The sequence below is a fragment of the Janthinobacterium aestuarii genome, assembly GCF_051380835.1.
In the GTDB taxonomy this organism is placed as follows: domain Bacteria; phylum Pseudomonadota; class Gammaproteobacteria; order Burkholderiales; family Burkholderiaceae_D; genus Janthinobacterium; species Janthinobacterium aestuarii.
In genome coordinates, this window is the sequence record NZ_JBNYXU010000011.1 from 187033 (window position 1) to 200396 (window position 13364).

The following is a 13364-nucleotide window of genomic DNA, read 5'->3' on the forward strand; positions in this document are numbered from 1 at the left end:
CAGCCAAGGTCATCCATGCACGCATTTCCCCTGAGCCGGCGCCTGCCGCTGGCGCTGGCCATCAGCGCCGCCCTCGCCCTTGCCGCCTGCGGCGGTTCCGACCACCAGGAAGCAGCGCTCGTCATTCCCGCCGCGCCCGCCGACCAGGGCGCGCCCGACACGGCGCCGCCATCGGCCACGGCCATTCCCTTTGTCGACAATATCGCCAGCAACCAGCGCGGCGATGCGCGCTACGCCACGGCCGCCACGAATGCGGGCGTGCGCGTACTGGCCGGCATGCTCGACATCTGGAAACCATTGACGGAAATCGTCGATGCCGGCGTCTCGGCGCCAGCCGTGGACGGCTTCCCCGCAGTCGTGCCTTCCGCCTGGACGGGCGTGCCCAATGATGGCACGCCGGGCGGCACCATTGTCAATGCCAGCGTGCACAATGCGAACATCGATTTCGTCGTCAAAGCCACCACCAGCCGCACGCCGGCGCAGGAACTGGCCGCCTACCTCGATGACCGCCGCGGCAAGGGCTACAGTATCACCGACGGCATGGGTCCGCTGACGGACGCCTGGCGTAGCGCGGCGCGCCAGACCACCAGCATCACCGACATCGCGCCGGACGCGACAAGCAAGCTCTACAACGATAGCGGCAGCAACACGGGCGTGGCGGGCAGCGCCAATGCCGAGTTCGGCAACGTGGTGGGCCTCGTCAATGCCATGGGCAACAATGGCTCGACGGAACCGGCCAAGCGCTTCTACAAATATGCGCGCCCCTTCCGCTGGAGCAACAACGTAGCCGTGATCCCGGCCCTGCTGCCGGCCAGGAGCGCCACGCCCGCCACCGATGGCGGCTTTACCAGCGGCCATTCGGCCGAAGCCGTGCGCGGTGCACTGGGCATGGCGTATGCCTTGCCTGAGCGTTACCAGGAAATGGTGGCGCGGGGCCTGGAACTCGGTGAAAACCGCATCATCGCCGGCATGCATTCGCCGCTCGACGTGATCAGCGGCCGCGTGCAGGCGCAAGCCATCGTCGCCGCCAACCTGCTCGACCCGGCCACGGCCGCCACCAAGGCCGCCGCCGTGACGCAGGCGCACACGACCCTGATGGCGAAAACCGGCACCACGGCCGACACCTTCTATGACTACGCCCATTCGGGCACCGGCGCCAACGACCGCTTTGCGGACTACGCCAGCACCAGGGCCGCCTATATCCGCCGCCTGACTTTCGGTTTCGCGCAGACGGGCGACGCCAATGCGCCAGCCGTCGTGCCGAAAGGCGCGGAAGTGCTGCTGGAAACGCGTTTGCCATATCTGTCCGACGCGCAGCGCCGCGTGGTGCTGAAAACAACGGCCTTGCCATCGGGCTACCCGGTGATGGACGATGCTGAAGGCTGGGGTCGCTTGAACCTGTTTGCCGCCGCCGACGGCTATGCCGTCTTCACGGGCAATGTGAGCATCAGCATGGATGCGGCCAAGGGCGGCTTCTACGCCGTCGACCGCTGGCGCAACGACATCGGCGGCACGGGCAAGCTGAACAAGCAAGGCACGGGCACCCTGAAGCTGGGCGGCAACAATAGCTGGAGCGGCGGCACGCAGCTGGAAGGGGGCCGCGTGGAAGGCTTGTCGGCCACGGCCTTCGGCAAGGGCGACGTGTATGTCAGCGGCGGCACCCTGGTCAGCAATGCCCCGTCCGGCCTGGTGCTGGCCGGCAAGTACACGCAGCTGGCCACCGGCAATCTGGAATTGAAGCTGGGTAGCGGACAGCAAGGCCGCCTGAGCGTAGCGGGCCAGATGACAGTGGCGGGCGGCAGCCTGAAGGTGACGTTCCAGAACGGCTACAAGCCGGCCGCCGGCGACACCCTGACCGTGCTGCAGGCCGCCAGCCTGAAAGGCAAGTTCGACAGCATCACCGCCGATGGTTTCAAGGTGACGCCGACGTACACGGCAACGGGCTTGCAGCTGCGCCTGGACGTATAAGCGAGCTACTTGAGGTAGCGTTCAAACCAGCCGACGGTGCGTTTTTGCAAGTCGCGCTGGTGCTCGGGCTTGCGGAAGGAATGGCCTTCGCCGTCGTAGATGAACAAGCTGGACGGCACGCCCATGGCGCGCAAGCCGTGCCAGAATTCCAGCGACTGGGCGGCCGGCGTTTCCACGTCGCGTTCGCCCACGTAGATCAGGGTCGGCGTCTTGGCCGCCTTGATCGATTCGATGGGCGAGGCCTTACGGTAGACGGCCGGGTTGTCATAGGCGGAGGCGCCAAAGAACGGGATCATCCACTGGTTGATGCCGTTCTGGCCGTAATAGCTGATCCAGTTCGACACGCCCGCGCCCGCCACGGCCGCCTTGAAACGGTCGCTGTGCGTGACGCCCCACATGGTCATGAAGCCGCCATATGAATGGCCGATCAGGCCCAGGCGCTCGCCGTCCACGGGCGCCACTTTTTGCACCGCGTCGATGCCGCTGAGAATGTCGCGCCAGTCGCCGCCGCCAAAGTCCGCCATGTTGGCGCGCGTAAAAGCCTGGCCCTGGCCAAAGCTGCCGCGCGGATTGGGCAGGAAGACAAAATAGCCTTTTTGCGTCAATTCGTGGATCAGGGTGCCCGCGCCCACATAACGGGGCGAAGCTGCCGCGCCAGGGCCGCCATGCACGTTGACGACCATCGGGTAGCGCTTGCCGGCGTCCATCTTCAACGGTCCCAGCAGCCAACCTTGCACCTTGTATTGCTCGTTGTTCCAGCCCACGTTCTGCACCGTCAACTGCGGCGCAAAGCCGTCATTGTCGCGCGTGATCTTTTTCAGCTGGGCCACCGGTCCCGCCACCAGGTAGCTGGCATGCGTAAAGTCTTCCTGTGCGGCGGCGGCGTACTGGCCGTCGGCGCTGAACGACAAGCGGCCGTCGCTGCCGCTGCTGCTGATTTCTCCGAGCAGCACGGGCTGGGCCGGACCCGTTTGCGCATCGACAGGCACCAGCGCCAGTTGCGAATCGATCAGGGCCGTTGCCAGCAAACCGGCGCCGCGCCAGACGACGCCATTGAAGGTACCGCGATAGTCGGGTGTCACGTTGCGCGGCGTGCCGCCGGCCAGCGGCACCGTGTAGATATCGCCGCCGATGGAACCGAAATCGCTCATCAGGCCGCCGATGAAGACCACTGTCTTGCCATCGGGCGAGACCGAGGGCAAGTTCAGCTGCATGGCCGGCGACGCGATCACGCGCAGGGCGCCCGTGGCCGCATCGATATGGCTGAGCTTGGCGACCCACCAGTTGCTGTCGCCATTGCCTTGCGCGCTGGTGGCGACAAAGCCGCGGCCATCGGGCGTCCAGCTGTATTCATACACATAGGTGTCGGCGGGTGACAGCAGACGCGGCTCGCCGCCGCTGGCAGGCACGACGGCGATGCGCTGGGCATCGTCTTCGCTGCCCACTTCGCCCACCTGGCGCGCGCCCGCCTCCACGGCACCGGCCAGCTTGCGCGCGCCCACCGTCGCCAGCAAGGCCAGCTGCTTGCCGTCAGGCGACCAGCGCGCCGTGCTGGCCACGCCCTTGATGCTGGTCAACGTTCGGACTGGCGTTTGCGACAGAGTGGCCAGGTACAGCTGCGCCGTGCCCGCCTTGGCGTCGTAGCCGATGAAGGCCAGCTGTTTGCCGTCCGGCGACCAGCTGGGCTTGTCGTAGGAGCACACGGTGCACGGATCGAATTGCTGCACGATGGCGCCGTAGGCGGCGTCGCGCACGACGATGGCCGCGTGCGGGCGCTGCGCTTGCTCGCCCGCCTTGTTCGATTCGATGGCGGCGATGCGCTGGCCATTGGCCGACAGAACCACGGCGCGGTAATCGCGCAATGCCGGCCCGGTTGCAGCGGCGGCGTGTGCCGTGGTACCCAGAAGGCTGCTTGCCAGCAAGCCGCAGGCGGCCAGATCAGTTATTTTCATCATGTAAATTCCGGTTAGAAATAAAAAAAACCGCCGGCAAGCGCGGCGGTTTTGGATGGAACAGACTGCATTAGCGGGCCTTCTTGCCCAGGTGCGAATGCCGCATGCTGTACAGGAAGTAAATGGCCACCGTCACCGCCATCCAGATACTAAACACGACAAACGTCGTATGCGGCAAATCGCGCATGATGTACAGACAGGCGAGCACGCTCAGGCCAGGAATCACGTACGGGCCGAACGGCACGCTGAAGCCTTCGATGCGGTTCGCGCCCTGCTTGTGGCGCAGCACGGGCACGGCGATCGAGACCACCATGAAAGCCGTCAGGGTGCCGATGCTGACCATGTCCCACAGGTAAGTCGCATCGATGGAACCCGCCACCACGGCCACCACGAGGCAAACGATGATGGTATTGCTGACCGGCACCAGGGTGCGCGGGTGGATCTTCTGGAACGATTTCGGGATCAGGCCGTCGCGGCTGACGGCAAACAGGATGCGCGTCTGGCCATAGATCGTCACCAGGGTCACGCTGAAGACGGAAATGACGGCGCCGGCCGACAACACCAGCGCGGGCCAGGTCTTGCCCGTCACGTTTTGCAGGATCACCGCCAGGCCCGCTTCCTGGCCTTCGAACAACTTCGCCTGTTGCGCACCGAGGGCGGCCACGGCCACCAGCAGATAGAACACGGTGACGATCAGCAAGCCATACAGGATGCCGCGCGGCACATTGCGCTTGGGGTCTTTCACTTCGTCGCCCGCCGTCGCCACCGTGTCGAGGCCGATGAAGGAGAAGAAGACGGTGCCGGCCGCGGCCGTCACGCCCGTCATGCCGGCAAAGCCCTTGCTATTGTCGGTATTGAAGAAGGGCACGAAGTTGTCGGCATTGAAACCGGAAAAGGCAATGGCAATGAAGAATACGAGGATGGACAGCTTGATGATGACCATGATGGCGTTCATCAGCGCCGATTCCTTGGCGCCACGCAACAGCAGGAAACCGCACATGCAGATCAAAAAGATCGGCGGCAGGTTGATGTGGCCGGCATGAAACTCCATGCCATGCGGACCGGAAACGATCATCGGCGTGCGCAGCATCTCGGGTATGTGCCAGCCAAACGCATTTTCCAGGAAGTTGTTCAGGTAGGACGACCAGCCGATGGCCACGGCACTGCCAGCCAAGCCGTATTCGAGCAGCAGACAGGCGGCCATGATGAAGGCAAGAAACTCGCCGACGGTGGCGTAGGCAAACGAATACGAGGAGCCGGAGGCGGGGATGCGGAACGACAGCTCCGCATAGCACAAGGCCGTCAGGCCGGCCGTGATGGCGGCGATCAGGAAAGACAGGACGACCGATGGGCCCGCCTTGGGCACGGCTTCGACCATGGTAAAGAAAATGCCCGTGCCGATGGTGGCGCCGACGCCGATCATGGTGAGGGAAAACAGGCCGATGGACCGGCTCAAGCCACTGCTGCTGAGGCCTTCACCATATTCGACCGTGGTATCAATCGGCTTGGTGCGGCAAATTTTCTGGACCAGGGTTTGGCTCACTAATATTCCTTTATGAGGCACACATATTCGTATGACGGGTAAAAACAAATAGCGCTCCGGCCCTACCTGGCAAAAAACCGGAAAGATCGCGTCCATTTTCAAAACTAAGCGATTATAGGGCTTTCACCGGCACAGCCAAACAGAACTTTGATGCATGGAAACAACGCCAGGCGTGCGCCATCAAACACGCAAGAGTGCTGGCGAAGAAGATATTGCTTCTATGAAAGAAAAAGCGCGCCGCTGCAGGGGCAGGGGCGCGCTTCTGGTTCAGCTCAGTTCAGCTGAATTACTTCTTGCCGTGCGGCGCATCAGCCGGCGACCAGCCTGCCTCGTAGCCTTGCGGCACGTCGTCGCGGCCCTCTTTCGGCGCCAGGCCCAGCGCGTAGTACAGCACCGTCAGCAGGATCAGCCAAGCCGGCCCCACCATCAGGGCGATGCGCGTATCGGGGAAATACGCCATCAGACCGATCACCAGCGCCAGGAAAGCGAGCGAAATCCAGGAGCCATACGGTGCGAACGGCATGCGGAAGGCCAGGTTCTTGATTTCCAGCGGCGTCAGGGTCTTGCGGAACTGGATCTGCGTGACGAGGATCACGCCCCAGGTCCAGACGGCGCCAAAGGTGGAAATCGAGGTGACCCAGATAAACACTTTTTCCGGCACCAGGTAGTTCAGCAGCACGCCCAGCAGCAGCGCGAAGACGGACACGAGGATGGCGCGGCGCGGTACGCCGCTGGCCGTCGTTTCCGCAAACGCTTTCGGCGCCTGGCCTTGCAGCGCCAGGTTGTACAGCATGCGGCCCGTGCTGAAGATGCCGCCATTGCACGACGACAAGGCCGCCGTCAGCACGACGAAGTTGATGATGCCGGCGGCCGTCTTGATGCCCAGGCGTTCGAACGTCATGACGAAGGGGCTGCCGGTGGTGCCGATTTCATTCCATGGGTAGATCGACAGGATGACGAACAAGGCGCCGACATAGAAAATCAGGATGCGCCAGAACACGGAATTGATGGCGTCGGGAATCGATTTCTTCGGATTGGCCGCTTCGCCAGCCGTGAGGCCGATCATTTCCACGCCCAGGTAGGCAAACATCACCATCTGCAGCGACATCAGCACGCCCTGCGCGCCATTCGGGAAAAAGCCGCCATGCATCCACAGGTTCGAGATACCGACAGCCACGCCATTGTTGCCGAGACCGAAGACGATCATGCCCGTGCCGCCGACGATCATCAGGATGATGGTGACCACCTTGATCAGGGCGAACCAGAACTCGAACTCGCCGTAGGCTTTCACGGCCAGCAGATTGATGGCGCCCATGGAACCCAGGGCCGCCAAGGCCCAGATCCAGCGCGGCACGTCGGGGAACCAGATGCCCATATAGATGGCGACGGCGGTAATTTCCGCGACGCACGTGACCAGCCACAGGAACCAGTAGTTCCAGCCCGTCAGATAGCCTTGCAAAGGACCCAGATAATCCTGGGCATAGCGGCTGAAGGAGCCGGCCACGGGATTGTGCACGGCCATTTCGCCCAGCGCGCGCATGATCATGAAGATGACCGCGCCACCGATGATGTACGACAGCATGATGCCGGGACCGGCCATCTTGATGGCGTTGCCGGAACCCAAAAACAGGCCCACGCCAATCGCGGCGCCCAGCGCCATCAGGCGGATCTGCCGCTCACCCAGGCCGCGGTGCAAGCCTTGTTCACTCGTTTTCATTACGTGTCTCCGTTTTTTTCTTGAATACACCGATCCCTCCACCCCAATGGCGGTTCCGCTCTTGCTGGACAGGAGGAAAAGGCGCGCCGGCGGCAAGCGCCGGCATGCTCATGTGGTCAGACCACTGCGTCAGGCCAGTTCGGCGATCAGTTCGATCTCGACGCAAGCGCCCAGCGGGATTTGCGCCACGCCGAAGGCGGAGCGCGCATGCTTGCCGCTGTCGCCGAAGACTTCGACGAACAGTTCCGAGGCGCCGTTGGTCACCAGGTGCTGTTCCGTGAATTCGGAGGTGGAATTGACCAGGCTCATGACCTTGACGATGCGCTTGACCTTGTTCAAGTCGCCGCCGCACGCGTCTTGCAGGGTGGCGATCAGTTCGATGGCGATGCCGCGTGCAGCGATCTTGCCTTCTTCCGTCGTGACGTCCTTGCCCAGTTGACCAACCCATACCTTGCCATCCTTTTTGGCCAGGTGGCCGGACAGGAAGACGGTGTTGCCCGTGCGGGCATGCATCACGTAGGCGGCAGCTGGCGCGGCAACGACTGGCAGTTCAATGTTGAGGGCCTTGAGTTTTTCGTAAAACGACATGCTATTTCTCCAAGAAAACAATATAAGCGAAACCAGAATTCATGCACGGCAGGGCACGCAGGATGACGCCCTGGCAGCGCGGTAGTGACCGACAACAGTGCCAGATTAAACGTCATCATATTGGTGAACCAGCAGTTTTAGTTCACAAATAGGCCCGGTTATTCAGTGGATTATACCGACAATCAAACAAAATTCAGCATCGGTTCATGAAGCATGCTCTACAGGCATCGAGCGTGACTTTTTTCATTAAATTGTCACTTGTGCAATGTCAAGCCCTCGGGGTCAAGGTTTATCGCATCCAGAAATGCCTGGTCGTGCGAAACCACAAGTAACGCGCCCCGATATTGCAGCAGCATCTGCTCCAGCGCCTGCAGGCTGGCCAGGTCCAGATGATTGTCGGGTTCGTCTAAAAGCAACAGTTGCGGCGGCGCCTGCGCATACAGCTCGGCCGCCAGCGCCACCTTCATGCGCTCGCCACCGCTGAGCAAACGGCTGGACATGGTGGCGCGCGCGCCGGCAATGCCCAGCAGCGCCAGCCGCGTGCGTAAGTCCCCTTCCGCCATCGTGCTATTGCGCGCCTGCAAGCGCTGCACGGCGCTCCATTCGCCGTCTTGCAGTCCCGCATGCTGGTCCAGCCACGCCACCCGCGCATGGCACAGTACCTCGCCGCTGGCGGGCGCCAACTGTCCGGCGATCACGCGCAACAAGGTCGACTTGCCGCTGCCATTATTGCCCGTCACGGCCAGGCGGCGCGGGCCGCTGATGACCAGGCTCACAGGCTGCACCTGGCCATAGGGCAAGACCACGTCGCGCAGCTCCAGGATCAGCTTGCCGTTCGGCACGGCACTGTCGGGCGCCAGCAGCAGCCGTTCAGCCTCTGGCGCGCAGCGGGCGCTGGCGTCCATCACCCTTTGCTGGCGCGCCTGCTGCGCCTCTTGCGCGCGCAGGCGCAGCTTGCCCTGGCTATCCTGGCTTTTCTCCTTGCGCGCGTCGAGCAGCAGCTTGCTTTGATTACCCTCGCGCCCCTCGCGTTCACCACGCACTACCCGTTTCTGCTGGCGTTCGGCCTGCTGCTGCGCGTCGCGCTGTTCGCGTCTGGCGCCCGCCTTTTCCGCCTGCAGGGCGGCCGCAAAACCGGCCTGCTCCAGCGCGCGCTGCTGCGCATACATCGCGTAATTGCCGCCATAGCTGCGCAAGCCCTGGCTCGACAGCTCGACGATTGCATCGACGTGCTCGAGCAAGCCGCGGTCATGACTAACCAGCAGCAGGCCACCCGGCCAGCGCGCCATCTGCGCCACCAGACGGGCGCGCTGCTGTACGTCGAGATGGTTGCTCGGTTCATCGAGCACCAGCCAGTCCGCCTGCGACAGCCAGGCCCCTTGCAAGGCGATGCGCTGGCGCTCGCCGCCGCTCAGGCTGGCCGTTGGCGTGTCGGCATCGACATGGCGCAAATCGAGCGCATCGAGCGCCTGGCGCAAACGGGCGTGGGCATCCCAGCGCTCTCCCACGAGCGCGTAGTCGGCTTCGTCGACGCTGCCTTCGGCGATGCGCGCCAGCGCGGCCAGCAAGCTGGTCACGCCAGCGAGCGCCGCCACGGTGGGAAAGTACTCAGGATCGAGTTCCTGCGCCACGTAATGCACGCGGCCGTCGCAGCGCACGGCACCGGAAGACGGTTGCGCCTGGCCCGCCAGCAGGCGCGCCAGCACACTCTTGCCCACGCCGTTATCGCCGACGAGGCCGATACGTTGCGGGGCAAGGCTAAATTGCAAATCGGAAAACAGGGCGCGGCCATCGGGCAGCACAAAGGACAGACGGTCGAGTTGTAGTAATGCGGGCATGGATACTCCTTGTACGTGCAGACAGGGCTGGCGAACCCGCGCGGCGCAATGGCGCTGTGGCGGGATGGGCGAGGCCGTGCACAGCACGGCAGTATCAATGGCGCATGTCGAAGCGTCCTGGAGAAATGGGAAAGAAGTGTCAGTGTAACAGAGCAGGCTTGTCAGCGCTGCCCCAGCGTCGTGTCGCCGAACAGGTTCTTGAATTCACGCGGCTGCGAGCGCCAGTACTGCGGCGGCGCCGGCACTTGCGCGCCCAGCTGGGCCGCCGCATGCCAGGGCCAGCGCGGGTCGAACAGGATGGCGCGCGCCAGCGCCACCATATCGGACTGGCCGTTGGCGATGATGTCTTCCGCCTGCTGCGCTTCGGTGATCAAACCGACGCTGATGGTGGGTAAACCGCTGTCGCGCTTGATGCGTTCGGCAAACGCCACCTGGTAGCCGGGACCCACGGGAATTTGCTGCTGCGGCGAAATACCGCCGCTGGAGACGTGGATGAAGTCGGCGCCCAGCTGCTTGAGTTCCTGCGCGAAACGCACGCTTTGCTCGATTTCCCAGCCGCCTTCGACCCAGTCCGTGGCGGAAATGCGCACACCCACGGCCATGTCGGCCGGCACGGCGGCGCGCACGGCTTCATAGACTTCCAGCGGAAAACGCATGCGGTTTTCCAGGCTGCCGCCATACGCATCCGTACGCTGGTTGGACAGGGGAGACAAGAACTGGTGCAGCAGATAACCGTGCGCCGCATGCAGTTCGATGCCCTCGATGCCGAGCGCATGCACGCGCTGGGCGGCCGCCACAAAGGCGCCCTTGATTTGCAGCAAGCCCATCTCGTCGAGGGCGATCGGCACGGTTTCGCCCGGTGCATGGGCAATGGCGGACGGCGCCACCGTTTGCCAGCCGCCTTCGGCCAGGTGCACGCAGGCACCGCCCTGCCAGGGCGCGCGGCTCGACGCCTTGCGTCCCGCGTGGCCCAGCTGCACCACCAGGGGAATCGGTGCGTGGCGGCGGATGGCCTGCACCACGTTGGCCAGCGCAGCTTGATTCGCATCCGACCACAGGCCCAGGTCTTCGGCCGAGATGCGTCCCTCGGGCGAGACAGCCGTCGCTTCCGTCATCAGCAAGCCCGCGCCGGACAGGGCCAAATGGCCCAGGTGGATCATGTGCCAGTCGGTGGCGTTGCCGTTGTCGGCCGAGTACTGGCACATGGGCGCGATGGCGATGCGGTTGGCCACCAGCAGCGGCCCCAGGGCATACGGCGTGAATAACTGGCTCATGGCGGACTCCGGAAAAGGGGAAGCACCGATTCTACTGTGCTTTGGAAAGCGCGGCTTACACCTGCTTACGTTTGATACAGCGCAAGGGCTAGCCTTGGACAGGCGAGGCCGCTAATCTGGACACATCAATAACACCCGCAGTACCACCCCAGGAGAACACATGAACACGACGACTACCGCCAGCCGCATCCACCCTTTGATGGCCGGCGCCGCCATTTCCGTGACGGTCCTGTGCCTGGTCGGCGCGGCGTCCATCGCCGGCATCCTGCCCAATTCGCGGGCGAATGTGCCGGCCGTGCCTGCCGACGTGGCCGCCATGACGCCGGCCGGCGCCGCAGCCCTGGCAGCGCCCGCGACTGCTCCCGTGACTGCACCGGTAGCCGCGCCTGTCGTCGCGCAAGCCGCCCCGGCACCAGCCCCGGCGCCTGTCGTGCACAAGCGCGTCGTGCACCACACGCAAGTGGCGCAATCGCGCCCTGCCTACAATGACAACAACGATGGCTACCGCGACACGGCCTACCGCGAACCCGTACGCCAGCCGCAGCCAGTGCCTGCGCCGGCACCAGCACAACCGAACTACGTGGGCATCGGCACGGGCGCCGTCATCGGCGGCTTGATCGGCAATCAGGTCGGTGGCGGCCGCGGCAAGGCGCTGGCGACGGTGGCCGGCGTGATCGGCGGCGGCATGCTGGGCAATGCGGTGCAGAACCAGGTGGAACAACAGCCCCAACGTTAAAAAACTGCTGCGCGTCGCGCTTTGCGGCCGGCGATGCTCACCAGCTCGGCGCCCCCGTACCAAAGTACGGTTGCGCTTCTCAGCCACAAATCATCGCCGCCCGCGACGGTTTTTCAAGCCTATCAATCGTAAGGACCAAGATAATCGAGCTTGCCCACGGCCACGCCATTGTTTCTCAGGATAGCGTGGACCATGGAAACGTGGAAATAGAAGTTCGGCAAGGCAAAGCTGAGCAGGTAATCATCGCCCGAGAATTTTGTCCCCTCGTCCGTCCAGTTCAGCACGACTTCCTTCTGCGCGCTGCCCGCCATCTGGCCCGCATTCACGCTGTCGATGTAGGCGATGGTGCTGGCGATGCGTTCCTGTAATTGCTCGAACGACGCTTCGTTATCCTCGAACTTCGGCGCCGGCACGCCACTCAGGCGCTCAACCGACATCTTCGACGTATCGCTGGCGCGCTGTACCTGCGCCGTCAAATCCAGCATGTCGGGCGCCAGCCGCGCGCCCAGTAAAATCTCGGGCACGATGCCATCTTCCTCCACGTGGGCTTGCGCTTTTTCCAGCAGGGACGAGACGACCCGCAAGCCGCGGATGAAGACGGGAATGGTTGCCTGATACATGGACACGGACATGGCGGACTCCTGATAGTGAACGATGAGCCAGTGTACCCGAGGCGCTGTTTTCGGGTACCGCGCCCGTGTGCGTCAGCGCACCGAGCAGCCCAGTTGCTTTTACTTGTCGAGGTTGACCTTGCCGTCCGGTAAATGCGCTGGCTGTTCAACGGCCCCCTGCGGCTGTATCGGCGCCGGCTTCTCCTTGCGCTTGCCAGTGAAAAACTTGATGATGGCCGCGCCACCACCCACGACGGCCAGGAGCAGCACTTTCTTGAAGGCCAGCAGCAGCACCAGCAGTTTGCCAAACAGGCCCAGCTTGCTGGCCACGCCGCCGGCCACCAGCGCCGCCAGGCCGTACTCGGCCACCTTGTCCGTCTTGCTGTCGAAATCCGTGTAGCGGTTACCGTCGGTAAATTCCGTGAACGCCGTCACTTGCTGCATTTCCTGCTTGATCGTCGCGATCTGCTGCATGCTGGCGATCGCATTCAGGTTCAGCACGCCTTCACGGCCCAGCACGCGCACGTTGTAGTTCAGCGAGTGCTCGCCGCCATCGACCATCAAGTCCTTGGCCCAGTACAGCTTGTGCGTATCCTTGGCATAGCTGGGTTTTTCCGCCCAGCCCATCAGATGGATACCGGGATAGCCCTGCTTCTTGCGCTCCGCATTATTTTCCAGCACGGACGCCTGCATATCCTTGAGCAATTCGTCGTATTGGATGCTGTCCGCATCGTCATCCTTGATATGCCCTTCCTTTTCATACGTCACCACCACGCCCCAGCTGTCGCGCTCGAGCACGCTCGTCTTGGCAGGCACGATCATGCCCAGCGATTCCATGCCCGGCGGATTGCCCCAGGCCTCGACCAGCACGCGCTCGGCATCGGCCGGCGACAAATAACGGAAGCTGGCGGGCAAATCCAGTGTGGCGATACCGCCCGGCAAGGTGATCTTGCCGTGCTGCAGGTGCAACTGGGCGAGGAATTGCTCGGCCGTCATTTCCGTTGCGGCTGCCTTCTCTTCGGCAGGGGCGGCAGCCGTCAGGCCGGAGAGAGTCAGGCACAGCAAGGCTGTCAGCAGGCGTTTCAACATGATCGGTCCAAAAAATTGCAAAGGGTAAATATTTTAAATCAATTGATT

10 protein-coding genes are annotated in these 13364 nt (G+C 63.3%); 2 read left to right on the forward strand and 8 right to left on the reverse strand.

Annotation, left to right across the window (positions count from 1 at the left end):
- Positions 1 to 15 precede the first annotated feature (15 nt).
- A complete protein-coding gene (locus ACQ4WO_RS24875; RefSeq protein WP_436483668.1) occupies positions 16 to 1968 on the forward strand; it encodes an acid phosphatase in 1953 nt (650 codons plus the stop codon).
- A gap of 5 nt (positions 1969 to 1973) precedes the next feature.
- Here ACQ4WO_RS24875 and ACQ4WO_RS24880 read toward each other — a convergent pair whose 3' ends face one another.
- From ACQ4WO_RS24880 to ACQ4WO_RS24905, 6 genes are all read right to left on the reverse strand, one after another.
- Positions 1974 to 3923: a S9 family peptidase gene (locus ACQ4WO_RS24880; RefSeq protein ID WP_436483669.1), complete on the reverse strand. Its 1950-nt coding sequence runs from the start codon at positions 3921 to 3923 to the stop codon at positions 1974 to 1976.
- Positions 3924 to 3990: 67 nt separating this feature from the next.
- A complete protein-coding gene (locus ACQ4WO_RS24885) occupies positions 3991 to 5463 on the reverse strand; it encodes an amino acid permease (protein WP_139090535.1) in 1473 nt (490 codons plus the stop codon).
- Positions 5464 to 5749: 286 nt separating this feature from the next.
- Complete coding sequence (locus ACQ4WO_RS24890) at positions 5750 to 7180, reverse strand: amino acid permease (protein ID WP_436483670.1); 1431 nt, start codon at positions 7178 to 7180, stop codon at positions 5750 to 5752.
- A 129-nt stretch (positions 7181 to 7309) separates the two neighbouring features.
- Positions 7310 to 7768 carry a RidA family protein gene (locus ACQ4WO_RS24895; protein ID WP_034745569.1) on the reverse strand — a complete coding sequence of 153 codons (459 nt, stop codon included), beginning with the start codon at positions 7766 to 7768 and terminating at the stop codon, positions 7310 to 7312.
- A gap of 254 nt (positions 7769 to 8022) precedes the next feature.
- On the reverse strand, positions 8023 to 9606 hold the full coding sequence (locus ACQ4WO_RS24900; RefSeq protein WP_436483671.1) for an ABC-F family ATP-binding cassette domain-containing protein: 1584 nt from the start codon (positions 9604 to 9606) through the stop codon (positions 8023 to 8025).
- 161 nt (positions 9607 to 9767) lie between these two features.
- Positions 9768 to 10880 carry an NADH:flavin oxidoreductase/NADH oxidase gene (locus ACQ4WO_RS24905; protein WP_436483672.1) on the reverse strand — a complete coding sequence of 371 codons (1113 nt, stop codon included), beginning with the start codon at positions 10878 to 10880 and terminating at the stop codon, positions 9768 to 9770.
- A 160-nt stretch (positions 10881 to 11040) separates the two neighbouring features.
- On the opposite strand from ACQ4WO_RS24905, the gene ACQ4WO_RS24910 reads away from it, so the two are divergent.
- Positions 11041 to 11616, forward strand: a complete 576-nt coding sequence (locus tag ACQ4WO_RS24910) for a glycine zipper 2TM domain-containing protein (protein ID WP_436483673.1) — start codon at positions 11041 to 11043, stop codon at positions 11614 to 11616.
- Between the two features lie 122 nt (positions 11617 to 11738).
- Here the strand turns inward: ACQ4WO_RS24910 and ACQ4WO_RS24915 are convergent, their stop codons facing one another.
- Entirely contained in the window at positions 11739 to 12248 is a 510-nt protein-coding gene (locus ACQ4WO_RS24915) for a DUF1993 domain-containing protein (RefSeq protein WP_436483674.1), read from the reverse strand.
- Between the two features lie 99 nt (positions 12249 to 12347).
- Positions 12348 to 13316: a DUF2167 domain-containing protein gene (locus ACQ4WO_RS24920; protein ID WP_436483675.1), complete on the reverse strand. Its 969-nt coding sequence runs from the start codon at positions 13314 to 13316 to the stop codon at positions 12348 to 12350.
- Positions 13317 to 13364 lie beyond the last annotated feature (48 nt).